Consider the following 25,027-nt stretch of genomic DNA (forward strand, 5'->3'; position numbering starts at 1 on the left):
TAACTACCCAGATAGGTATCTATATCCAATGAAGCGCATCCTGTATCAATCTACAGATTACAGCGAGATTGCTGCGTCCAGTGCGACTTCCATCATCTCGTTGAAAGTCGTTTGACGCTCTTCGGATGTCGTTTCTTCACCAGTTAGCAGGTGATCACTAACAGTCAGAATTGTCAGTGCGTTCACACCGAATTTGGCAGCAAGTGTGTACAGTGCACTAGTTTCCATCTCTACACCCAGTACGCCGTATTCCATCAGACGACCAGTAATCGTTTTGTCATCGCGATAGAACGAATCAGAGCTAAAAATGTTGCCGACATGCAGGTTCAGACCTTTTTCCACACCACGATCATAAGCAGCTTTTAGCAGTGGGAAGCTGGCAACTGGTGCGAACGTGTAATTGCCGAAAATGTGATTGTTCATGCTGGAATCGGTACTTGCTGCTTGTGCCAAAATGACATCACGTACATGCACATGCTCCTGCATACCGCCACATGTACCGACACGGATCAGGTTTTTGACGCCGTACTCGCTGATCAGCTCGTTCACGTAGATACTGATCGATGGCAGGCCCATACCAGTTCCTTGTACGGAAATGCGTTGCCCTTTGTACGTACCGGTAAAGCCGAGCATACCGCGCACTTCGTTATAACAGGTTACATCTTCCAGATACGTATCGGCGATGTACTTGGCACGCAGCGGATCGCCGGGCAGCAGGATCGTTTCGGCGATATCGCCGGGTTTGGCTCCAATATGAACGCTCATTGTGTATAACCTCCAAAAGTAATGGATGCCCTGAATGAACAGGGCATCTACATATTCAATATGATTTTATAAGCAAACATGTCATTTGCTATATTATTTCAGGTCAGACAGGAAGCTTGTACCGTACTCTGGCTTCTTCACATCAAAGTTCTCAGCTACCGTTGCAGCGATATCGGCAAAGGTAGTACGTAGTGGCAATTCTTTGCCGCCATCTTTGAAGCGTTTGGAGTAAGCGATCAGCGGCACATATTCGCGGGTATGATCGGTTCCGATGTAGGTAGGATCATTCCCGTGATCCGCTGTAATGAGCAGCAGATCATTTTCGTCCATGTTATCGAATACTTCTGGCAGACGTGCATCGTACTCTTCCAGCGCATCCGCATATCCTTTCGGATCGCGGCGGTGTCCGAACAGTGCGTCAAAGTCGACCAGATTCAGGAAGCTCAGTCCGTGGAATGGCTTGCCCGCTACCTTCACCAGTTGATCCATACCGTCCATATTGGACTTGGTACGAATCGATTCCGTTACACCTTCGCCATCGTAAATGTCAGCGATTTTCCCGATTGCGATTACGTCCAGACCTGCATCTTGCAGCGCGTTCATCGTTGTGGGACCGAACGGCTTCAAGGCGTAGTCGTGACGATTGGATGTACGGGTGAATTTGCCCGGTTCGCCAACGAATGGACGTGCAATGATGCGCCCCAGCATGTAGGGATCATCCAGTGTGATCTCGCGACAGAATTCACAGATTTCGTACAATTCCTTGAGTGGCACGATCTCTTCATGAGCAGCGATCTGCAACACAGAATCGGCGGATGTGTAGATGATCAGTGCGCCGGTATTCACATGCTCCTCACCTAACTCATCAATGATCTCGGTGCCGCTTGCCGGTTTGTTTCCGATAACTTTGCGTCCTGTTTTCTCCTCAATGCGCTGAATCAGCTCATCCGGGAATCCGTCTGGGAATACGCGGAACGGGGTATCGATATACAGACCCATGATCTCCCAGTGACCAGTCATCGTGTCCTTGCCGCGGGAAGCCTCCTGCATTTTGGTATAATACCCAAGCGGTTGATCCGCTACCGGTATACCTTGAATTTCGCGAATATTGGACAGTCCGAGTTTTGCCATATTCGGCATGTTCAGACCGCCGTTCTCGCGGGCAATATGCCCGAATGTATCAACGTTCACATCGCCGAACTCTGCTGCATCTGGTGCTTCACCGATGCCGACAGAGTCCATAACGATCAAATGTACGCGTTTGAATGGTGTCATGATAATTGTGCTCCTTTCCGTTATGAACAGCGTGATTTCTGCAAACAGTGCAAAAACCTATTTTACAACAGATCGGGGGTGCTTGAAAATAACAGCTTTCTCTATTGCCCTTTTGCCGACTGTGCCGATTGTATTACAGGAACAAACCAGCAATCGTTGCGGACAATACGCTGACCAATGTTGCACCGTACAGCAGCTTCAGACCAAACTTCGCAACTTCGTTCCCTTTTTTCTCATGCAGACCTTTGACCGCACCGGAGATAATACCGATGGATGAGAAATTGGCAAACGATACGAGGAAGACGGATACGATACCGATAGCGCGTGCGCTCAGTTCTTTGTGATCGCCCAGTTGCAACATAGCTACAAACTCATTAGAAACCAGCTTGGTTGCCATCAGACTACCCGCAGTAACTGCGTCTGCCCACGGCACACCCATTACAAATGCTAGTGGTGCAAAGATGTAACCGAGTATTTCTTGGAATGTGATGCCGAAGATCAGATCGAACAGACCATTAATCATAGCGATCAATGCGACAAAACCAATCAGCATGGCAGCAACAACGATCGCAACTTTGAAGCCGTCCATGATGTATTCGCCCAGCATTTCGAAGAAGGTTTGTTTCTCTTCTTCCTGTACTTCCAGTATATCCTCTTCCGCTGTTACACGGTACGGATTGATGATGGAAGCGATAATGAAACCACCGAACAGATTAAGTACTAGTGCTGTAACAACATAACGTGGTTGTAGCATGGACATATATGAGCCAACAATGGACATAGAAACGGTAGACATCGCGGATGCACACAATGTGTACAAACGGTGCTTCGGCAACAGACCAATTTGTTTTTTGACGGAAATGAATACTTCGGACTGACCGAGAATCGCGGATGCAACCGCATTGTACGATTCCAGCTTGCCCATGCCATTAATCTTGCTCAATACAAGACCAATATAGCGAATAACGAATGGCAAGATTTTAAAATATTGCAGAATACCAATCAGTGCCGAGATAAATACGATTGGCATCAGAACATTGAAAAAGAACGGAGTTTGGATTTGACCATTTACTTCTTTAAATACAAAATTACCAAAGACAAAGTTTGTTCCTTCAGCTGCATAGCCGAGCAAATGCTCAAATATAGCCGAGAATCCGCCAATCAGTGTTGCGCCAGCGGTAGTATATAGCAGCACAAATGTCAAAACAATCTGCAAAACTACCATTGTAATCAGTGGACGGTAACGGATATTTTTGCGGTCATTACTAGCGATATAAGCCAGACCGAAGACAACCAGAATACCGATAATAGCGATAATATACTTCATGCGTAATTAGCTCCTGTTCTATGTTGTCGCTTCTGCCGGTCATCGGTTGCATCATGGCAACCCTTTTCCCGTTCAAGCAACAGTAAAAATAATCATGAAAACTTTCTCTCTCATTCATAAAGCGCTTACAATATCGATTGAAAAACAATGGTTATGACATCCAGCTTTTTAAAAACGGTGCTTGGCACCGTCTCAGCCTTTATCCATATCCTTCGCTTGGAAATATCCCGGCAAAATCTCCCCGATACTCCACTCGCTCACATCGCCATGCAGATTCGTTAAATAAATGCGTGTATTCTCATCGCTGAATTCAGCAATTACCTGACGACATGCGCCACATGGTGAAACCGGTCCATCCGTGTCCGCTACAATCGCAATCGCTTGAATCTTGCGTACACCTTCAGAAGCTGCTTTGAAAATAGCAGTACGTTCCGCACAATTGGTCAGTCCGTAGGACGCGTTCTCAATGTTGGCTCCGCCGTACACTTTGCCATCTTCGGACAATAGGGCAGCACCTACTTGGAAATGAGAATACGGTACATACGCATGGTTGCGCGCTTCAATTGCCGCTTGAATCAGTTGTTCTTTCATACATTCCACGGCCTTTCCGGGTAGATTCGTTCCTGTTGTTACTTTCACTGTCCGAGCAGTGCTCCGGTCTGCATTACACAGACCGGATATTGTAAAGTTGCATTAATAGGAAGAAGTGGACTGGCCGCCTTCCATGATTTTCACGCCGGAGCTTGCGCCAATACGCGTTGCACCTGCGGCTACCATGGCATTCAGATCTTCTTCACTGCGTACGCCGCCAGAAGCTTTGACGCCGATGTTAGGGCCAACCGTTTTGCGCATCAGAGCTACGTCTTCCGGTGTTGCGCCGCCAGTGGAGAAACCAGTAGATGTTTTCACAAAATCAGTACCTGCTTTGACAGACAATTCGGAAGCGCGTACTTTCTCCTCGTCGGTTAACAGAGACGTTTCGATGATTACTTTAACCAGCGCTTTGCCTTTGGCTGCGTCTACAACTGCACGGATATCGCGTTCAACCAGCTCGTTGTTGCCATCTTTGAGCACGCCGATATTGATGACCATATCGACTTCCGTTGCACCGTTAGCAATCGCGTTAGCTGCTTCAAAAGCTTTCACTTCCGGCGTATTCGCTCCCAGAGGGAAACCAATTACTGTACATACATCCACGCCTGTACCTTGCAGTTGTTCTGCACAGAAAGACACCCATGTTGGGTTTACGCATACCGATGCAAACTGGTATTTCTTCGCTTCGGCAACCAGCTTGGCAACTTCTGCCTGCGTCGCATCCGCTTTCAACAGCGTATGATCGATCAGTTTTGCCACATTCATCTATTATCGCTCCTTTGATATTCAATCATGCCACACTTTGTGTTATTCCCCTGGTCGTGTATATTGTCCAAACAATCGGTCGAACGTAACACTATGAGTCAGGGTATGACTGCCTGTAGAATCATCATAGCACCCGTTTGAACAAATGTAAAACTGTTTTTGAAATTATGTTCAGTGAGGTGCATACAGGAAAAATGGGGCAAACGATTGTTATGATAGCACAGATATTGAGGAATAGCACGTGAAGATTTTGTGGTAGGGGGAAATGGGGAGACTATTGATGGATTAATGGGTATAGCATGCGAATATTTGAATAGCTATAATTCTGCATTCCATTATAGAGCAACTAAAGTCTTCGGCAAATTGTAGTTTAAATATTCGATGAAGCATATGTGCTATATGATCGATATCAAACAAGTTATCATGTTTACTAATTTCATTGATCAACATGGCAATCTCAAACTCATATTCATCTTCTACCAACGGATAAATACCGATTGGATTCCATTGATTAATGATTGTAGTGATGTTGTGATTGTGCTCCATTTGCCTTATGCTCCTTTCTTACTATATGAATTGCTCCTTATTATACAATCACTTCAACACCAGAATTCTGCATCAAATCAATCAATTGTAAGAATTCTTTAATAAAAGGATCTTGTAGGGTCTTATTTTTATTTGGAGCATGTAAGATTTGCAATGTAAAAGGCACAACCGTTCCAAAACCACCATACAAACAATCTTTCAGACTATCCAAACCTATTCCATAATAACCAGCAGGTCCATTCAAACATTCACCCAACAGTAAGAAGAAAGAAACTCTATCCCGTACATGATGCATATCAAGCTTAAAAGAGTGTGGCTCTTTGCTTTCATAGATCAATTTATCAGTATGTAGATCATTATATGAAGAGTGATATCTGACCAATTTCAACCACATTTCTCTCCGATGCTGAGAAAATGTCAACCACATACCGGAAGATATACGACGATCATCTCTGAGCAAATCCCACATATCCAACTCTTCCATACATATTTCTTCGTTCATAACCGTATCTATCATCCATTCCTGCTTACCAAGATCGCGCCACTTTGTGCGTTGTTGCAAATGAACAAAGTATTCCCCAATCTTATTACCAGTATAGTTTAAAATGCCTAAGCGTATATTTCCAATTATAGAAGAAGCTTTATATGCACAAGGCATCCACTGAATATCGCTAAGCATGAACTGGTACTCGTCGTCCTCTTCCCCGTTGACAATCGACCAGCAATTAAAATATGCCAATATGGTTTCGTCATCGTCATGTATGATGCTAAATCGTGGCGTTCTGTGTTGGTTCAACTATGTTCCTCCTTATCAATATCAATCAGCTTCATCATCATAAACGTAGATTATTCCATACGCTTCATCTGTATATGTAGCTAATTTGTATACCAGATGGATCGGCTCAAGTTCATCTGCTACTTGGCGATTTTTAAAGCCGGTTAGCCAAATATGATATTGACCATTAATTGCTTGAATTTGGACAACATCCAAATGTTCTTGCAGATATTCGATATACTCCTGAACCTCACGCATCATGTTTACTTGCTGCTCATACCCAAGATTAGTCAGACCTTTTGGATGAACAACTGCTCAGCCATGATACTGATACATGCTCATTCCTCCTACATTCGTCATCACCTTTGACGGTTTATCTGGACAGTTTATTCTTCTTGATCATTTTAAAGTTTAACGTCTTTTTTGAGTGCTTCTAAATCATAGTAAGGATTGCAGATATGATTGCCTACTTCTTCAATAGCTGCTGTAATCTCGTCATATGTTTCTTTGTCCATTTGTACATTGCTCTCAACAAACTGTGTAAAAAGGTTAAAGCAATTCTCCAAACCCAGATTAATAACAATGGATAAGATGATATCTACATTGTGATACATCTCAATATTTAATATAGAGCATAGGATCTGATCTATCGTATTCCTGATTTCTGTATCCAACAGCTGATATGTCATAACCTGCCGATCGGTCAATTCCATAATGATTTCTAGAAACTGATTCTCGTTGTTGGATTGATTTTGGAAATCTTGAATGGCTTGATTGAATAGGTTCTCCAAAGTCTCGGCAGATAACCTGTCAGGCATTTTCATTAATTCTTGTAGATTCAAATAGACTCTCCTTTCTTAGTAAAAGGCACATAATCAATGTTTTGATTCATACGCTATAATTTTGTAGCCCTTTGCATATAAACCAACCAAACGATTCTTACTGAAAAGGTACATCAGATTATTTGCCGTAATTTCCAAATCGATTACGCTTTGTGTATCTAGCCAAATAATAAATTGATTCTCAGCTACTTCTACTACTACATTCTCATATTCGTATTCAAGGTCTTGAAAATAGGGATGACCTTTTTGTTTGCTAGTATGATTCCTTTTCCACAGAATATGTTCAGATAGTTGTAGAGGATAGATGAGTTCAATTTCTCCTAGCACACCTGTTGCAGTTAGCCATACGCACGCGCCCATACTTAATCTATAAGGGATACATTCATCTGACATATATTCTGTTATAACATTGAACGTTTGAACTTCGGGTATATATGAACAGACGGATTGAGAGATGGATTTGCTATTTTCAAGGGAGATACATTTTAGATTCATTTAGCTACTCCATTCTATAATTGAATTAAATATATACAAGGCATTGTGTTTCCTCAAAATTACTCATCCGTTTATTTCCGCAATCATTAGTCCTTCTATGTAGTTCTCTAATTGGGAAAGTCTAAGCCATGACGGTTCATTATCTCGCATCGTATAGAATCTTAAAGTGACCTCTTCTCCATCTGTAGAAAGCACAATTGTAATTTTTTTGTTAGAACCATAGTTTGTATACAGTACGGAAGTCCAAGCTTCCATTACTTTTATTCCTATGCCTAATATAGAATCATGATCTCAGCTTGTATTTAGTAGATCATTGAAATGAATATGATTGTACATTGCTTCAAGCGCTGTTCGATCTGGACAAGATGTACTTGGAACAAAATTCTGTGGCAAATCGATACTTTCTTTTTGTTTCAAAAGAACACAATTATCCCATTCTACAAACCGAGGAAATACAAGAAAGTCTATTGTGGACAAATCAGCTATGTTTTGTTGCTTGTAATCCATTTTCATAGAGGCTAGATACTGTTTCATTTTAATGTTAGAATACTCCTGTCTATTGAATGAGTTCTTATTTCAAATTCAAGCCAATCAATTTTGCATTCTCACAATGACTTTCTTATTTGTCCATTCAATACAAATCGAATCTTTCACATGCGTCATGTCAAATTCTTCAGATAAATCATCTAATTATTGCTGACTTACATATAAAGTAAGTACCTGGATATGTCTATTAGATTGACTTAATAGCATACTGATCTTTTTTAAGAGCTTAACGGTATTTGTATTCACTGTACATTCTACTAGCATTCCACAATCTTCATTTTTTATGTAGAACTCTGTATCTAATATTGCTTTCAAGTCATAATAATCTGGTATTATGCTCCACATCATTTCTACAAATTCTATAATAAAAGATTCGACTTCTTCACTATTCATTCGCTTTCTAGCATCTTCATACGGAGTAGTATCCATCCAGCCGATCATTTGCTCATAAGTCATGTTATCTACGATCAAACCTGGAATCATTTCTTCTTTGTTCATGAACAGCCATTTTTTCCTTACTTCTTCTTTAATATTTGACACGATAATTCCCTCCTACTTTAGAAGCTTTGGTATTTATCAATCTTTCTTTCAATAGTTTAACTACATCATGTTTGGCAAGTTTATTGCTATTTAATCCATTTTATACGTTTTAATGAAGTGTAACAAATGTCTACTATCAATGTGAACAGTAAAAGAAAAATAACGAACGTTAAGCAAAAAAACATACTTTTAATCATCTAAACAAAAGAAGCCTTCCATCACAATGAATGGAAAGCTTCTTTGTATTTCATAACCTACCCTTAACATGCACTCAAAAAGCAAACCATTCCCTCACTCTGCCAACAACGCCTGCGCTGTAAACTGATCCGTTACCAGAATATTCGCATATCTGCCCACCAGTGCCGCGCGGATTGCATCGATCTTGCGCTGTCCGCCAGCTACTAGAATTGACTTCTCCTTCTTGCGCAAATCTGGCAGATCAATGCCTACCGTACGGTCATTGATCGCGGGACTACATATCTCTCCACTAGCATCAAAGAAGCGTGAGCAAATATCCCCAGCCCCCGTACGTTGCAGCAGCTTCTGCTCTTCCGCGTTAAAATAACCCAACTGAAACAGCAGCGCATCCTGCTTCACTGTACCTACGGTAAACATCGCGATATTCGCCTGCCGCCCTAGTTCGATAATCCGCTGAATGTGTCGATCCTCTTCCACCATCCGTTTCACTTCAATGCTGTCGAAGATCACCGGCAATGGCAAATAACGCGCACTCGTATGAAATGCTTCCGCAAACAGGTTCACCGTTTCAGCAGCATATGTATTAATGTGCGAATGACTAACGCCGCCCTTCAGCTGTACAACCTCCACCCCGCGCACCTGCTTCTGCTCCAGTTGCCGTGCTACAGAATACATCGTCCGCCCCCATGTGACGCCGATGATGTCGCTATCCTGCACCGTCTCATGCAAATAGTCTGCTGCACGCTTGCTGATATGCTTCTGAATTTCTTTGTATTCATTGACCGGTGCATAACATACATGAACGGTCTCCAACGAAAACTGTTGGCGCAATTGCTCTCCCAGTGCATCCAAATCTTCCAGCGGGTCCACGATCTCAATCCGAACATATCCCTTTTCCTTTGCCTGTTGAAGTAAGCGCGAAACAGTTGGGCGGGAGACGCCGAGTTTCGTAGCGATCTCTTGCTGGCTATAGTCCGATAGGTAGTACAATCTGGCAGCTTCAACGCTAAGGCGCTGCTTGTCATTATCCATGCTGTTCATCCCACATCTCCATTAATATTGGGATGGTGCCATGCCGACATTCTCCCTTGTTATGATGATTATACATTTTTCCGATTCAAAATACGATGATATGACATTTTCGATCGCAACGAAACTATGAAATTTTTGGTAATAAAATGTTAAAAACGTTTTTTTTACCTAAAATAGGGTATTGGTTGTGTAGGCTTCAAAATGATGTACATATGCTTTCTTTATGTGCGGAGCCATATTCTCAAAACTACTGGAGGTATGATTATGTTTACACGTCTTGACCAGATTTTGATCCAAATTCCCGATGTGGACCGTCCTGACCCTGATGCAGCAGCAGCGGTGCAAGAACTGCTAGGCGGCAAATTTGGCGAAATGTCGACTCTGAACAATTATCTTTTCCAGTCGTTTAACTTCCGTAATAAGTCCAAGCTAAAACCGTTCTATGATCTCGTTACGAGCATCACGGCGGAGGAACTTGGACATGTGGAACTTGTGGCGCATGGCATCAACAAGATCCAAGCAGGTTCCACCACGTACAAAGAACCAGATGACACGCCGCTCGGTTCGGTCAAAAATGTACGTCTCAGTTATCCGTATCTTGCCGGTGCGCAAGGTGCGATGCCGCGTGATTCGATGGGACGCCCTTGGACAGGCGACAATGTATTTAACAGCGGCAACTTAGTCGAAGACTTGCTGCACAACTTCTTCTTAGAGTGCGGCGCCAGAACGCATAAGATGAAGGTATACGAAATGACGGATCATCCAGCAGCTCGCGAAGTGGTCGGCTTCCTGCTCGTACGTGGCGGCGTCCATGTGGTCGCTTATGCAAAAGCGCTCGAAATTGCTACTGGTGTTGACGTAACCAAACTCGTACCCGTGCCGTCATTGAGCAACAAGTCATTTAATGAAGCGCGCAAATATGAGGAAAAAGGTGTGCATACCCGTCTGTACACACACAGTACGGAAGATTTCAAAGCGATTGGCGAGATCTGGAAAGGCACGCATCCAGAGGACGGTCAGCCGCTTGAGGTCATTCATGGATTCCCTGAAGGCGTTCCTGTACCGGAATATCCAGAAGTGGAAGAAGAATTTGCTCCGGGTATTTCCAAAGAAGATTTTGCTGCGATTGCCAAACGTCTGAAACAAAGCGGAAACGTGCATTAAGTTGCTTTGATTCCGTATTCCATTCGTTTAAGCGCTTAGAGCCATACTCAAATGAATGTACAGCCTATTCATTGTTTGATGATGTTTATTTCGATCTTTTATTGTATGTAATCATTGTGAATGTATCAAACGTTCTTGCACAAATGGTTCGTGTTCATAACGACGAACACGAACCATTTTTTATCCAATTTCAACGTCATAACGCTAACAACAAAAGCCATCTATTTATTAAATTTTTAGCATAATGTTTAAATTGGTTGTAGCTGGTTAAGTAATAAACGACGACGGATTGTTGAATATTTTTCCTACTCTGCCGGAACGTATAATATGGCCATCGGGTATGCGTAGCAAATATATTCAACTCTCATATACTTACTTAATTTACTTATAATTTCAGGAGGCGAATGATATGTTAGGATGGTTATGGGCATTGATTATCGGAGGTATTATTGGTTGGTTAGCAGGTTTGATCGTGGGACGCGATATTCCTGGTGGCGTAATCGGTAACATTATCGCCGGTTTCATCGGTGGCTGGCTGGGCGGCAAATTGCTCGGTTCTTGGGGACCTGAGGTTGGCGGATTCTATCTGATTCCAGCCATTATCGGTGCAGTCATTCTTGTATTCATCGTTAGTCTGGTTATGCGTTCGATGCGCAGAACCCGTAGCTAATTGTAGAATACGAAATTGTACACAATATACACGGAACATTGAGATGATTCCTACTTCTAATCACAGCACAATCATCGACTTGTTCTTTATAAGAAACCCTGCTTCCTCGTGAGGCAGGGTTTTTGTTTGTGCTCATTCGCTCATTTTTCTACTTCCTTTACTCTATTTCAGTTGGTCTATTTTGTGTATTCTGTGTTGTTTGATCTATGATGTTTATTCTCCTTTTCAATATATTTCAATATCTATTTGGTCGCTCGGCTGTTAGACGGGTAATAGAAGTACAGAGAGAGTAAACCAGCGATACTGTAGCTACAACATGAAGTCTTATAAGAACAACATTGTTACACAACACACAACTATACAGAGATAAAGGATGGGATGTATGAATTTGAATTGGATCTGGGATTGGGCAGTACAGTGGTATTACAATATACGCTGGATCGACTTGCTAGTATCTTTTGTAATTCTGGCATTGTTTCTAGGCTTTCGTAAACTATTTACGCGTTATCTGTTTGCCTTTGTAATTGGACGCTTCAAGAATCATCCAGCGTTGATCCGCTGGGCGCAAGCATTCGAGAAGCCGCTTCAGTACTTTTTCATTCTGATCGGCACGTATTTATCCTTGCGTTATTTTATGCATGAGCAATGGAGCTTTGTTGTCGATGTGAACCGGATCTATCGCAGCATTAGCGTCGCGCTGCTTGGCTGGGGATTGTACAATGTGTCTGCCTCCTCTTCCCTACTACTGGAAGGCGCAGGCAAACGATTCGGACTGGATGCATCCAGCATGATTATTCCCTTTTTGTCCAAAGTGATCCGCTTTATCGTAATCCTGCTCGTAATTACGATTGTCGGCGCGGAGTGGGGATTCAGCATTAACGGCGTTGTTGCAGGTATGGGGTTGGGCAGTCTCGCCATCGCGCTCGCTGCTCAGGAATCGCTTAGTAACATTATCGCTGGTATTATTATTATTTTGGAAAAGCCATTCTCCAGAGGCGACTGGATCTCTACACCGGATATTGAGGGCATTGTTGAAGATATTACCTTCCGCAGCTCGAAGATCCGCACCTTTACCGATGCGTTAGTTATCGTTCCTAATTCCAAGCTGGCTGCCTCCGCGATTACAAACGGCAGTCAGATGGGCAAACGTAAAATCTTCTTCAATATCAAAGTATCGCTATACACGTCAGGCGATCGCATTGAGAAGGTCGTTGCCCGTTTGACCGAGTATCTGGAACATGACGAATCGATTGCACCAGGTAGTGTAATGGTTAAGTTTAATGAATTTTATGAGAGTAGTCTTGGCATTATGGTGCAGTGTTTTACCAAGTCTCCAGCATGGGGCGATAATCTGGTATATCGTCAGCAGCTGAATCTGCATGTGATGCAAGTATTAGAGGAAGAAGGCGTGAAGCTGGCATTCCCAACACAGCGTGTACTTGTGCAAGAACCGGAACTGGAAGCGCGCAAAGCATAATCTAATCGAATAGCGGTCATAAAAATAGCCAGTCTGCGCTTTGAGAAATATGCGCAGACTGGCTATTTTCACACCATCTTCCTATAGGAGCAGGTGATCCGTTCCTACGTGTACAGACGTATATCTTTATAGAAACATTGGTATTTGAAAAAGTCATCTCTGTGTAGCAACAATTAATCGTTCTCTGCTGGATTCAGTGGTAGCCATTCTAGCACACGCTGAATTTTGTTGTCCCAGTAGCCCCACTCATGCTTACCCGGCTCCTCTTCGTACGTTAGTTCCAATCCTAGCTTGTTCACATGATCCCGAAAGCGCACATTGCCATCATATAAGAAATCTTCAGTACCACAGCACTGATATAGTGCTGGAACGTAGTCAGTCTTCCCATCCGCCAATTGTTCCGCCAAATAAAAGAGATCGTTTACTGTACCTTTGGACTGTTGCAATGAACCAAAGATTCGCTGAATCTCACCTAATGATGTCGGGTCCTTCTCTCGCGTATTGAACATGAATTCCAGCTCCGTAACCCCAGATAGACTGGCAGCTGCTGCATACCGCTCTGGCTTGCTCATACCGAGCTTCAACGCACCATATCCACCCATAGACAGACCCGCAACAAAACGATCCTCCCGACGCGTAGACAGCGGGAAGAACGATTCTGCTAACTGTGGCAGTTCTTCGGATACAAACGTATAATACTGTCCACCCTGCTCCATATCAGTATAAAAGCTGCGATGTGCATTCGGCATCACGACTGCCAATCCATATGCCGCCGCATAGCGCTCAATCGATGTACGACGCAACCAGATCGAATGATCATCTGATAGCCCATGCAGCAAGTATAGCGTTGGATGCTTACCATCCCCCGCCTTCCCTTCCATACCAATCTGGGTACGGGTTTGCTGGGGCAAAATCACCGTCATCGATGTCGATAAACCAAGTACATCAGAATAAAAGTCGCATTGAATCAGTGCCATTCTATAGCCTCCTCTGCTCTATTCCTTTTCATCATAATAAAAAAGGACCCCTGTCTGCAAAGACAGTTGCCCGTTATGTAAGCTTCGGCTCCCAATAGGAATCTCATATTGGAATCATTATATGATATGGTCGTACTATCGCTGAGCAACGTTCCGCTCGTTCTCATGCGTGATTCACAGATCAATACCTGTTACTAAAATAGATAACCGTCATTCCATTGCTTACCGATCAATGAGTGATTAGCGTCTACGGGAAGTTGTAATCCCAGTGCTACCTGCCATTTGTGCGTTCAGCAGTTCTTGGAAACTTTGACCGTTGCCACCTGCATCCGTCTTCGCTGCCGTTACTGTTGCTTGTGGTCTGAATTGTTGATGATTGTATGGTGTCATTTGATATACGCTCAAGTTGATATTCATCTTCATTCACGCTCCTTATTTTGTGATGTAATGTGATCGTGTTCGATGTATGTTTTGCTTCCTAGGAATTCCTATGTCGACTTCCTACACATGTAATTAAGTTAATATAGTTATACCCCCAAATCTTCCTATTGAAAATACCTAAAATACATATTCTGGAGTTTTTTCTATAAATGAATCGATAGACCCGGTTTGTCGAATTTATTTTGACTTTTTCGCATACTTTTTGTCGACAAAAACTAGGATCATATACCCTACATTTGTCGACAATTACGAAAAAAGGGCATATGTCGCAAGACTGATTCATATTTACATGTTTTTAAATTAAAAGTATCATTAGTGCAACCTTCTTTTTCACAGACGCGTCAGAAGGAGTAGGAAGGATCACATTTAGGAGTAGGAAAGGGGATTATTCATGAAGCATACATGGACAGCCGTAGCTGCTGCTTCCGTACTAACGTTCGCATTAAGTACGCAGGCGTTCGCAGCAAGCAGTAACTTTACCGACCTTACTAATGTAGAGGGCAAGGACAAAATTGAGTCTCTACAGGAACGTGGTTATATTAGTGGAGTGACAGCGACACAGTTCAAACCGAATCAGACGATCACCTCCTCGCAAGGTGTACAATTGCTCGTCAACAGCTTCAAACTCAGTCTAGACGATTACAAATTTATCAAAGCACCAGAAGCCAGCGATTCCTATACCAAAGTGAAAGATAACGTCTGGTACTCAGACGCGTTCATCATTGCTGCGGTCAATGGACTGGAAGTGCCACGTGCGATTGAACCGTCCGGCAAACTGACGCGTGAACAATTTACTAACTTCACAGTCGCTGCTATGCAAAAAGCTGGTAATCTGCCGCAGATCAACGTTGAGCCAGTAACAATCAAGGATGAGAGCAAAATCACTGCCGCTTATCAAGGCGCGATTCAACGTTCGCTCGCATGGAATATTACCGAGTTGGACAGCAGTGGTAACTTCGATCCGACGCAGCCGATTACTCGCGCTGAAGCAGCGGTAATGATCTATAATGCGCTACAATATTTGCAGGAACATCCAGAGCTGAGCAATCCAACGACTGACAATACCAGCATGACTCCGTCAGACGATGCAGTTGAGGGCGAAAGTTAACAATAACTATAATAGTACGTAGAGGTTCATGCTGTAGTGTACGGAACACATGGCGTATATGTATGTACATCATGCATCACTTGATATCATTCATACCTTTGCATCACAAACCAAAGACCTTGCTTTTGGAACAGGGACGTCAATCTTCTCTGATCCATTGGCAAGGTCTTTTATGATGGTAGATTCCATTTCAATACTACGTGTCTGTTGCTGTTTTCGCTGCTATGAATGCTTCCCATTCTTCGCGTAGCAGCCCCATTCGAATCGAATCGTAGTACACTCCCTCATAGAGACGGCATTTGCGGAGTCGCGCTTCCATTGTCATGCCCAGCTTGTAGCCGATCTGCACCATTCGCTCATTGCCAGACCATGTTGTGTATCCTACACGTACAAGTGGCATAATTGTAAACAAATGTCTGATCCACAACGTGAATGCAATCGTGCCATAGCCGCCATTCCAGTACGCCGGATCGAAAATAACAATGCCCATCTCCAGCCACCACGACGGTTGATGCTCCCAATAATAGCTAACCATTCCGACTACATTCCCATCGACTTCAATGACCCAGCGAGCATCATTATCGATCCAGCTTTCCTGCTCGCGCTCTATAAATTGCTCATACGTGAGTGGCACATGCTCATAATAAGGAGCATCCCACTTTTTCCATTCTGGTGCGACGTCTTCGTAAGCAAGTCGCCATAGCGTTTCCGCATCAATCTGTACTGCCGGACGAATCTTGACTACGCCTTCTTGATACGATGTTGCTTCTTCCATCTGATCATCTCCATATTGTATGATTCGCTCAACGGAGATAGTGTTCAAACCAGCCGGTAATCTGCTGCAACCGCTGGATACGCAACTGCGGATGCCCGGAACGAGACAGTTCATGATTGGCTTCCGGGAAGCGTACAAGACGCGTTGTGACACCAAGACGCTTCAATGCCGTAAACCACTGCTCCGCCTGTTCAATCGGACAACGCAAATCCTTTTCCCCATGCAGGATAAGAATCGGCGTCTTCACATTCCCTGCGTACGCAAGTGGCGAATGCTTCCATAGCTGCTCCAGCTTGTCCCACGGATTGCCGCCAATCTGATCCTCCGTAAAATAAAATCCGATATCACTCACTCCATAAAATGAAATCCAGTTGCTAATCGAACGCTGCGTCACTGCTGCCTTGAAGCGATCCGTCTGACCGACAATCCAGTTGGTCATGAATCCGCCATAGCTACCGCCTGTTACCCCGATGCGCTGGGGATCAATCCAATCTGTATGCTCCAACATATAATCGGCCACAGTCATCAGATCACGATAATCGCCACCACCATAATCCCCCCGGCATGCATTTACAAAGGTCTGCCCATACCCATGACTACCACGTGGATTGGTGAATATGACCGCATATCCTTGCGAACACAGCAATTGGAATTCCAGTACAAATGTAAATCCGTACATCATATGCGGACCACCATGAATCTCTAGCACAGCAGGTACTTTGTGATCGGCGCTATACTCCACATCTACCGGTGGCATAAGCCATGCCTGTAGCGGATGCCCATCTACCGAAGTCAAATGCAGCTCCTGCGGTGTACTGAGCAACAATTCCGCCAGCAATGCATCGTTGGCATGTGTCAATTGCGTTTCTGTCCCTGTTGCCGGATCAGCTAGAAACAATTCCCCGGGTTGCAATGGAGAAGCAGATACAATTGCGAATGTCCCATTATGCAGCGGGGTAAAATAATGAATATTGCGCTGTCCATCCAGCAATACAGTATGACCGGAACCATCTGCTGCCAGTTGCAGCAACTGCACTGTGCCTTCCGCTGAACTTTGCACATAAATGTGCTTGCTATCCTTGCTGTATATCGGTCGCGCATTGGCGCCGATACCAGTATCGCCAACCAATACATTCGTTATCATTAGCTCTGCATCATCGCATAGACAGGTGATGCTACTATCGTGCAATGACAACCCATACAGTCGCAACAAAGTCGCATTGTGATACGACTCATCACTGGCGATAAAAGCAATCTGCTTGCCATCTGGCGACCAGGATAGCGAAGCCAGCTCGTATTGATTGTTTGTCCAACATGTCAATCCACTGCCATCTATCCGAATGCTATACAGATCGCTCGTCAGGGCAAAATCAGGATCGGCTTCGTCGTCCGCAGGCATATGTGCGGCAAATGCAATCTGTTGTCCGTCATGTGACCAGACCGCAGCATGCACATCGTAAGCACCGGACGTGATCCATTGCCCTTTTCCAGTTTCCACATGATAAACGTACAAATGCTCACGTCGTCCGTTCCACAATCCGCCACTGTCCGATTTGTATGTAATCCGGTCGACGATCAGTGCTTCCAGCTTATCGTTATCATCGGCTTGCTTGGAATGATCGGTCGTCTCCTCTGTATCCTGTTCCTGTTCAGCCGTCAGCAGTAGATGATTGCCATCTGGCGACCATTGGAATGCACTTACGCCTTCTAGCAATGAGGTTGCTACCGTCGCTTCACCACCATTTGCCGGGATGATCCATACCTGTGTCTTCTTATCGTGTAATCGCAAAAAAGCGATCCGTTGCCCATCTGGCGACCAAGCTGGTGCGCGGTCACTTGATCCTGCTGTAAATTGGCGTTCGTCACTGCCATCTGCTTGCATGATTCGCAATTGCAGATCATATCCGGTACGCTTCTCATTCACCTGACGACTCACGTATACAATCCGTTGCCCGGTAGGGTCAGCAACCGGTTCTTGGATCCAGCGAAAACGGTATAAGTCCTCTGCTTGTACTTTATGTTGTTTGCCCATCATCATCCGCCTCCTCATCGGGTGAACAATTCGTACGTTCTTTCCATTTTCACCCATACTGCACATAGTAGCCCACCTGACGTCATTACGCAATGTGCGACATGATGGCAAATCAACATGCAAAAGCCCCGGTTGTTATACCGAGGCTGAGGTAAGACAAGGATAGAGGGATAGAGGGATGGAGTCACATTTCTCGCTTGTGTCTGTGTCTGTGTCTGTTTCTGTGTCTGTGTCTGTGTCTGTGTCTGTGTCTGTGTCTGTGTCTGTGTCTGTGTCTGTGTCTGTGTCTGTGTCTGTGTCTGTGTCTGTGTCTGTGTCTGTGTCTGTGTCTGTGTCTGTGTCTAAGTGTACGCGATTAAATGAGTACTTTGCGAATCTTTACTTGGCGTTCTTTGGACAGATCGATGAATTGTTCACCTGTCTGCACGAGCGGACGGAACATATCGGTCTGATTGGCAAGGATAATCACGCCGTTCTGACCGTTATCCAATTCGACGCGTTTGCCAACCAGATTGGGCGACATGTGATAGATCAGCGCTTGTACCGGTTTCTCATGCAGTTTGGAGAAGCCAAGTTCGTAAATATTTTGCAAAATACTAACTAGCCCCTCTTTGCTACCATCTTCGTTCACAGCCGCCATATTAATAAACTCATCCGCAACGGACACGATTCGAGTGTAAGCATGAATGCCATTTTTGTATAATCGCTGTGGATAACCGGTGCCATCGCCGCGTTCATGATGCTGCAATGCGACCAGTGCGGTCGGTTTATCGCCTAGAGATTCCATGATCAGATCGTAGCCATACTGAGTATGCATACGATATTCTTTCATCTCCGATGCGTTCATGCTGTCCTTACCGCCACGAATAATAGAAGGCAGACGGCTTTTACCGATATCATGCAAATAACCAGCACGGCTAATACGATAACATTCAGCCTCCGTATGACCAAGCCAACCGGCGATGTAATAGCTGAGCAAGCCGACTTTGAGTGAATGGCTGTAAATATGATCATCCTCTGCTTCCAGCATCAGCAGCAAGGATACGACATCCTTTTTTCCATCCAGATCAAGCAATAATGGTTCCAGCAGTTGCCCGGTCAGATCGCCGCTGAACTTGCCCCGTGTTAACGATTCCAGAAAAATGGATTGATACGTTTGCAGCGATAGCTCTACGTTCTTTTTCAATTGGGTAGGTAGACCGATCAGATCCGGGACAGCAAGCGCGCTTGGATCATCCAGCGATTTGGACGTTGCCGCCGTTTCCACATCGATATAATCGAGTTGGTGACGCGTCAACAGCGTAATATCTTCCGCTGTTAGCAGTGTACCTTGCTTGAGCAGCGGGACACCAGAATGGTTAAATGCATCTGCGCCAAGCCGGTCTCCCTGTTTTATATCATCAATATGTATTAACAAAATAATCCCTCCAGCAAATGAGTATATTCGACAGCATAAGATGCAGAATGAACAGTAAATATGTAACATTACAGCATATTTTGACATATTTTAAGTATTAATGTTATCGGTAAATGATTGCTACTTTATTATAGAACTTCTTGCTCAATCCTGAGATATAGCGCATTCACGTTTGTGCAGGCAGGCATGTAGTAACTATCTCTTTTGGACTAGAATAGACTAGACTTGTGGTTACAGCTGTTTCATAGAGGCTGCTATCTGAATGGAGAATATCACAAAACAAGGCGCAAATGAAGCCAAACTAGCTGCTTCATTTGCGCCTTGTTGATCTATCGTGCTTATTCACCAATGAACTGAATGCGTTTCTCAGCATCCGGGTCTTGTACTAATTCAATGATACGGTTGAATACAAGTGTATTACGCTCATGACGATTATAATCCGTCCATGGAATTTCCAGAGTAGTCGGAATAGCAGTATGCGCAAATGTCGCCCATGCGCGCTGCATCTGTGTTGCCATATTCAACGTTTGCTCATCCAGTTCAACACCCATATGCTGAAGTAGAAGCTGATTGTTAAATACAAATGGAATCTCACTCGCATGAGTTGCCGTATTAAAAAATTGATGCCCTGACTGATTCCAGTCAAACCGATACATCCATACATCACCATGCTCCAATTGCGCTTCCGCATATTGAATGGCGCTGCGCCAGAAAAACAGATCGGTCATAATCTGTGCTTGACCTTCGGCAGTCATGGGATACTGCTCAATCAATGGAGCTGCATTCAAACCGGTCATCGATTCTAGTACTCCGGCAATTTGCGGCTTGCTCATCAACTCAGATGAAATATGCACAAACATCGATCCTTCATCCATATTGGTACCGATAATTAGGGGGATTCCTTTGGCTGCCCCATTGCGAATCGCTTGTAGTGGTTCTATAGGTAACGTTGATTCATGCAGCACAGGTTGGAACGGCATCGATAATGCTCCCGCGCCACTTCGCACCTGTTCGCCAGCGCTTAATAGCTGCTCCGTCGAAGCCTGATACAGTACAGACGTATCACCGTGACTACCACCCAGACTGGCAATCAGGTGCTCAGTAACAGTACGGGATACGTCAGGCGTAGTAAACTGAGATGCTCCACTTTGCAAAATGGCGGCGCGGAACAATCCCTTGGATGCAGGCATTGCCAGCAATGCTGCAATACTCATCGCTCCGGCAGATTCACCAAAAATCGTTACTCGATCTGGATCACCGCCAAATGCAGCAATATTGTCTTGCACCCATTGTAGTGCGGCAATCTGATCCTGTAAGCCGAGGTTCGCAGATTCCGATTGTCCATGATGAGACAAATCGAGAAATCCGAATACACCAAGTCGATAATTGATAGTAACAACAATAACTTCGCTGTTCAGCACAAATGAAGTACCATCGTAAAATGGCAAACTACCTGCACCGTTCATAAAAGCTCCGCCATGAATCCAAACCATTACGGGTAGTGGAGTCTCCCGAGCGGGACCGTCGGCTGCCCATATATTCAAATACAAACAATCTTCCGATTTGACCGGACGCATCCCATCGGGATATGAATTTTCCAGCTCGCTATCCGACTGAGGGCTAACAGGTCCAAAACGTGTTGCATCGCGCGCGCCTTCCCATGCTTGTAATGGTTGGGGCGGCTGGAAGCGTAAATCGCCTACCGGTGGCTGGGCATAAGGAATGCCGCGCCAGATGACTGTGCCATTCTCGCGCACACCTTGAACTTCTCCGTATACTGTAGAAATGAGTGTATTTTCCATGACTATTCTTCATCCTTCCGGTTCGTAATACTAAAGTGTATATTCTCATTTAAACATATGGGGACGTAGTGCCACAATTTTCGCAATGTAGTGCTGTATCTCTTTTGCAAAAGATGACAGTTGGTGTGATATACTGGCAAGGAATGCAGTCAGGGACGGATGATTGATATAGAAAAGTGAAGATGCCCATTAGACTATACCTGTATACATCATATACCCGATATTGAAGGTAGCGGTATCTTCATTCTTTCTATGCACATGCTATGTACGTGCCCTGTGCTGCTTACCTTTGTGACAGAGGAGAGTTCGTAATGAGTGTGAGACAGGCACAACCTAGCGATGTGCATGAGGTGATTCCACTGTTATTATCCGCCATTGGCGATATCGGACAAATGCTAGCTGGTACAACCGATCATGCGCAGATGCTAGATACGTTAGGACAATTTTTTACCCAATCTGGTAATCGACTTAGTTATGAAAACGTCTATGTGCTGGAGCGAGAACATCAGATTGCTGGATTCTTCCTAGCTTATCACGGTCATGATATTGCAGCGTTGGATGCACCGATTATTGCGCAATTACGTGAAAAAGGACGGTCCGGTGATGAGGTTGTTCCAGAAGCACGACCAAATGAGTATTATCTAGATTCGATTGCTGTCAGTCCCAATTATCAAGGTCAGGGCATCGGTACGTTGCTGATTGCCGAATTTGAGCAGATTGCACGTCAATTGAACCATGAACGACTGCTGCTCATTGTCGATCTAGACAATGTACGTGCCAGAGCGCTGTACGAGCGATTGGGTTATACGGAAGATGGATCTATCGAGATCAGTAGTCATCTGTATGATCGAATGATCAAACTCCTTACATGATCAAACAACCGGATGCCGCGTGGTGTCTGGTTGTTTTGTTTAGGCTATCGTTCGCAGGTTTAACGGATATTAGGTTATATTTCCAAATTCAACCTGTGATAAGGAGAAACGTTCATGGCATTCCGAAACTGGCGAGAATCCGTCATCTATCAGTTATATCCGCAAAGCTTCAAAGATGGGAATGGTGATGGCTGGGGAGATTTGCAAGGTATACTGGATCAGGTAGATTATCTGATAGAACTGGGTACCGATATGATCTGGCTCGGTCCAATCTATGATTCACCGCTAGTCGATAACGGCTATGATATCCGAGATTATCAGCGTATTCATCCACGTTATGGAACGATGGATGATTTTCAACAATTGTTAAAGCGGTTACATGAAAATGATATCCGACTCATTATGGATCTGGTCATTAATCATACATCGGATGAACACACATGGTTTCAGGAATCGCGCAGCAGCAAAGACAATCCTTACCGGGAGTATTACATATGGCGTTCGCCTGGCACGGATGGTGGGGAACCGAATAACTGGCGTTCCTTTCTTGGTGAGTCCGCGTGGACGTATGACGAGCAGACGGGCGAATATTATTTGCATCTGTTTGACCGCAAGCAGCCCGATCTGAATTGGGAACATCCACCATTGCGTGAAGAACTGTATAAAATGATTCGCTGGTGGCTCGATCAGGGCATTGACGGCTTTCGACTGGATGCGATCAATATGATCTCCAAGCATCCCGATCTGCCGGATGCACCAGAGGATGCTGCCCATCCACTCGGTCAACAATTTTACAAAAACGGTCCGCGCATTCATGAGTTTCTGCATGAACTGCATGAGCAGACATTCGCCCATTATGATCATATCGTGACACTCGGTGAAGCGCCGTCCGTTACGATGGAAGAAGTGCTGAAGTATACATTGCCAGAACGCGGAGAGATGGATATGGTGCTGGCGATGGATATGATGCGCATTGGCAAAGATCCCAAGCATCCGTGGCGTAGCCGTGACTGGTCGATAAACGAATTGAAGGAATCAGTATTAAAATGGCATGAAGGTGTGCATGGGCGCGGCGCGTATGCGGTTTATTTGAGCACCCATGATCATCCGCGCATGTTGCCGGATATAATCGGTGCGGGAGACCATTATGATCAGGCTGCCAAGCTGGTAGCAACCTTTTTGCATACGATTCCGGGTATTCCACTGATCTATCAGGGAGAAGAATTAGGGCTGCCCAATACGATCTATTCGAGCATCGACGATTATCGGGATGCTGGTACGCTTGGTTATTATGAACATGCTGTAGCAGATGGCGAATCGGAAACGGAAGTGCTGGAGCATATTCACAAACGCAGTCGCGACGGTGCAAGAGCGCCGATACCGTGGAATTGCGCGCTGCCGCAGGCGGGCTTTAGCGAAGTGGAGCCTTGGATTCCGGTTACGCCGGAAGAACAGCTTCACGGTCGGTGTGTGAACGATCAGATGACGCATCCCGATTCGGTGCTGTACTACTATCGCCAGTTGATTCAGCTACGCCGTATGAATCCCATTGTCATCTATGGCTCGCTAACGATGCTGCTGCCGCAGCATGAGCAGATTATGGCGTATGTACGGGAATGGGAAGAAGAACGCTGGCTAGTGATGCTGAATTTTGCAGATGAGGATGTATCTATCGATTGGAGTGCGGAGCAGATTGACGATACACAGCAGATGATCAAACTACACGGCAACTATCCAAAATTCTCACGACCGACAAATCGTGAGGATGAGCATGATCTGTCGGAGTTGAAAGAATTGCGTCCGTATGAAGCGCTAATATATCGAATGCAATCGGTATCGCTGTAAATGTAGAAGCTATACAACAGCAAAGGCTTGCTGACCGATAACTGGATCGGACTCAGCAAGCCTTTTGGAAATGATTCAAGCAGATTTGGTACAGTCTGAATGTAGACTGAAGAATCGGCTGTTTATAACAGTTTCGCCATGGTGTAATCGGTAATTACGTAGCCCGATTTCTGATACACATGTACTGCGCGATCATTGTGTCCGAACACATGCAGACCGATACGCTGTACTTGCTGTTGACGCATCTCTTGCTCCAACGCCTGCATTGTTTGTTGACCATAGCCTTGATTCTGGAATGCTTCATAAATCAAAATATCATAAATAAAAGCTAGTTTACCCGCAGGCGCATCATCCACATTCACCCATAGATGACCCAGCGGCTCGTCGCTAGAACCTTGACGATACATATGGTAAATATATGCTCCTTGCGTCTCCAAGCCTTGTGGCAAATAACGCTGAAACGACTGCTCTGCTAGTTCAGGCGCCTCTTCCTTACTCCAATCGCCAGATTGAATTTTCTCAGCGGCATAGTCATGCATCGATAATTCACGAAAAGCTACAAACTGTTGGGTATTCATCGGGACTAGTTCAATCATAAAACGACAACTCCTCTGAAAATATGTACGACTATTATATTGTAACCCTTCTACTGTTATTATTCTAATATTGTTGATCACGTTTATTGTTGATCACGTTCATGAGATTCATCGCAACATGCAAATAACCGGCATATCCCTATAGGAATGC

Annotated in this window: 25 protein-coding genes; 6 read left to right on the top strand and 19 right to left on the bottom strand. The window is 44.5% G+C overall.

Going from position 1 to position 25,027, the window contains the following annotated elements; translation table 11 throughout:
- Window positions 1-57 precede the first annotated feature (57 nt).
- The 12 genes from deoD to ACDE64_RS17550 all read right to left on the bottom strand — a co-directional run bounded on the left by deoD (window position 58) and on the right by ACDE64_RS17550 (window position 9,700).
- Entirely contained in the window at window positions 58-765 is a 708-nt protein-coding gene (deoD, locus tag ACDE64_RS17495) for a purine-nucleoside phosphorylase (protein WP_411343382.1), read from the bottom strand.
- Window positions 766-858: 93 nt separating this feature from the next.
- A complete protein-coding gene (gene deoB, locus ACDE64_RS17500) occupies window positions 859-2,043 on the bottom strand; it encodes a phosphopentomutase (protein ID WP_411350328.1) in 1,185 nt (394 codons plus the stop codon).
- Window positions 2,044-2,173: 130 nt separating this feature from the next.
- A complete protein-coding gene (locus ACDE64_RS17505; RefSeq protein WP_411343383.1) occupies window positions 2,174-3,367 on the bottom strand; it encodes a NupC/NupG family nucleoside CNT transporter in 1,194 nt (397 codons plus the stop codon).
- A 192-nt stretch (window positions 3,368-3,559) separates the two neighbouring features.
- Complete coding sequence (locus ACDE64_RS17510; RefSeq protein ID WP_411346832.1) at window positions 3,560-3,967, bottom strand: cytidine deaminase; 408 nt, start codon at window positions 3,965-3,967, stop codon at window positions 3,560-3,562.
- A gap of 93 nt (window positions 3,968-4,060) precedes the next feature.
- Complete coding sequence (gene deoC / locus ACDE64_RS17515; protein WP_411347691.1) at window positions 4,061-4,726, bottom strand: deoxyribose-phosphate aldolase; 666 nt, start codon at window positions 4,724-4,726, stop codon at window positions 4,061-4,063.
- Window positions 4,727-5,011: 285 nt separating this feature from the next.
- Complete coding sequence (locus ACDE64_RS17520) at window positions 5,012-5,272, bottom strand: DUF1871 family protein (RefSeq protein ID WP_411347692.1); 261 nt, start codon at window positions 5,270-5,272, stop codon at window positions 5,012-5,014.
- A gap of 40 nt (window positions 5,273-5,312) precedes the next feature.
- Entirely contained in the window at window positions 5,313-6,068 is a 756-nt protein-coding gene (locus tag ACDE64_RS17525; RefSeq protein WP_411347693.1) for a hypothetical protein, read from the bottom strand.
- A 21-nt stretch (window positions 6,069-6,089) separates the two neighbouring features.
- Window positions 6,090-6,308 (bottom strand): Imm7 family immunity protein, encoded by a 219-nt coding sequence (locus ACDE64_RS17530; RefSeq protein WP_411347694.1) that lies wholly within the window; start codon window positions 6,306-6,308, stop codon window positions 6,090-6,092.
- Window positions 6,309-6,451: 143 nt separating this feature from the next.
- Entirely contained in the window at window positions 6,452-6,889 is a 438-nt protein-coding gene (locus ACDE64_RS17535; RefSeq protein ID WP_411347695.1) for a hypothetical protein, read from the bottom strand.
- Window positions 6,890-6,922: 33 nt separating this feature from the next.
- A complete protein-coding gene (locus ACDE64_RS17540) occupies window positions 6,923-7,384 on the bottom strand; it encodes a hypothetical protein (RefSeq protein WP_411347696.1) in 462 nt (153 codons plus the stop codon).
- 690 nt (window positions 7,385-8,074) lie between these two features.
- A complete protein-coding gene (locus tag ACDE64_RS17545; RefSeq protein WP_411347697.1) occupies window positions 8,075-8,470 on the bottom strand; it encodes a hypothetical protein in 396 nt (131 codons plus the stop codon).
- Window positions 8,471-8,761: 291 nt separating this feature from the next.
- Window positions 8,762-9,700, bottom strand: a complete 939-nt coding sequence (locus ACDE64_RS17550; protein WP_411350329.1) for a sugar-binding transcriptional regulator — start codon at window positions 9,698-9,700, stop codon at window positions 8,762-8,764.
- Window positions 9,701-9,964: 264 nt separating this feature from the next.
- Here ACDE64_RS17550 and ACDE64_RS17555 point away from each other — a divergent pair, with 264 nt between their 5' ends.
- The 3 genes from ACDE64_RS17555 to ACDE64_RS17565 all read left to right on the top strand — a co-directional run bounded on the left by ACDE64_RS17555 (window position 9,965) and on the right by ACDE64_RS17565 (window position 13,011).
- Window positions 9,965-10,864 (top strand): manganese catalase family protein, encoded by a 900-nt coding sequence (locus ACDE64_RS17555; RefSeq protein WP_411343406.1) that lies wholly within the window; start codon window positions 9,965-9,967, stop codon window positions 10,862-10,864.
- Between the two features lie 409 nt (window positions 10,865-11,273).
- Window positions 11,274-11,534 carry a GlsB/YeaQ/YmgE family stress response membrane protein gene (locus ACDE64_RS17560; protein WP_411343407.1) on the top strand — a complete coding sequence of 87 codons (261 nt, stop codon included), beginning with the start codon at window positions 11,274-11,276 and terminating at the stop codon, window positions 11,532-11,534.
- Between the two features lie 382 nt (window positions 11,535-11,916).
- Window positions 11,917-13,011, top strand: coding sequence for a mechanosensitive ion channel family protein (locus ACDE64_RS17565; RefSeq protein WP_411343408.1), 1,095 nt, complete (start codon window positions 11,917-11,919; stop codon window positions 13,009-13,011).
- Between the two features lie 173 nt (window positions 13,012-13,184).
- On the opposite strand, the gene ACDE64_RS17570 is transcribed toward ACDE64_RS17565, so the two are convergent.
- Window positions 13,185-13,988: an alpha/beta hydrolase gene (locus ACDE64_RS17570; RefSeq protein WP_411347698.1), complete on the bottom strand. Its 804-nt coding sequence runs from the start codon at window positions 13,986-13,988 to the stop codon at window positions 13,185-13,187.
- Between the two features lie 240 nt (window positions 13,989-14,228).
- Window positions 14,229-14,405 (bottom strand): hypothetical protein, encoded by a 177-nt coding sequence (locus tag ACDE64_RS17575; protein WP_411343410.1) that lies wholly within the window; start codon window positions 14,403-14,405, stop codon window positions 14,229-14,231.
- 415 nt (window positions 14,406-14,820) lie between these two features.
- On the opposite strand from ACDE64_RS17575, the gene ACDE64_RS17580 reads away from it, so the two are divergent.
- Window positions 14,821-15,537: an S-layer homology domain-containing protein gene (locus tag ACDE64_RS17580; RefSeq protein WP_411347699.1), complete on the top strand. Its 717-nt coding sequence runs from the start codon at window positions 14,821-14,823 to the stop codon at window positions 15,535-15,537.
- Window positions 15,538-15,733: 196 nt separating this feature from the next.
- Here ACDE64_RS17580 and ACDE64_RS17585 read toward each other — a convergent pair whose 3' ends face one another.
- The 4 genes from ACDE64_RS17585 to ACDE64_RS17600 form a co-directional block, all read right to left on the bottom strand.
- A complete protein-coding gene (locus ACDE64_RS17585; RefSeq protein WP_411347700.1) occupies window positions 15,734-16,312 on the bottom strand; it encodes a GNAT family N-acetyltransferase in 579 nt (192 codons plus the stop codon).
- Between the two features lie 28 nt (window positions 16,313-16,340).
- Entirely contained in the window at window positions 16,341-18,350 is a 2,010-nt protein-coding gene (locus ACDE64_RS17590) for a S9 family peptidase (RefSeq protein ID WP_411347701.1), read from the bottom strand.
- Window positions 18,351-18,699: 349 nt separating this feature from the next.
- Window positions 18,700-19,761, bottom strand: a complete 1,062-nt coding sequence (locus tag ACDE64_RS17595) for an HD-GYP domain-containing protein (RefSeq protein ID WP_411347702.1) — start codon at window positions 19,759-19,761, stop codon at window positions 18,700-18,702.
- Between the two features lie 338 nt (window positions 19,762-20,099).
- The gene (locus ACDE64_RS17600; protein ID WP_411347703.1) at window positions 20,100-21,563 is read right to left on the bottom strand and encodes a carboxylesterase/lipase family protein; all 1,464 of its coding nucleotides are present in this window, start codon (window positions 21,561-21,563) and stop codon (window positions 20,100-20,102) included.
- 311 nt (window positions 21,564-21,874) lie between these two features.
- Between ACDE64_RS17600 and ACDE64_RS17605 the strand changes: the two genes are divergently transcribed.
- Both ACDE64_RS17605 and ACDE64_RS17610 read left to right on the top strand, forming a co-directional pair.
- The gene (locus tag ACDE64_RS17605; RefSeq protein WP_411347704.1) at window positions 21,875-22,435 is read left to right on the top strand and encodes a GNAT family N-acetyltransferase; all 561 of its coding nucleotides are present in this window, start codon (window positions 21,875-21,877) and stop codon (window positions 22,433-22,435) included.
- 114 nt (window positions 22,436-22,549) lie between these two features.
- Window positions 22,550-24,280: a glycoside hydrolase family 13 protein gene (locus ACDE64_RS17610; RefSeq protein WP_411347705.1), complete on the top strand. Its 1,731-nt coding sequence runs from the start codon at window positions 22,550-22,552 to the stop codon at window positions 24,278-24,280.
- 122 nt (window positions 24,281-24,402) lie between these two features.
- Here the strand turns inward: ACDE64_RS17610 and ACDE64_RS17615 are convergent, their stop codons facing one another.
- Window positions 24,403-24,876 carry a GNAT family N-acetyltransferase gene (locus ACDE64_RS17615; protein WP_411347706.1) on the bottom strand — a complete coding sequence of 158 codons (474 nt, stop codon included), beginning with the start codon at window positions 24,874-24,876 and terminating at the stop codon, window positions 24,403-24,405.
- Window positions 24,877-25,027 lie beyond the last annotated feature (151 nt).

Source organism: Paenibacillus sp. WLX2291 (genome assembly GCF_046603665.1).
Lineage (GTDB): Bacteria > Bacillota > Bacilli > Paenibacillales > Paenibacillaceae > Saccharibacillus.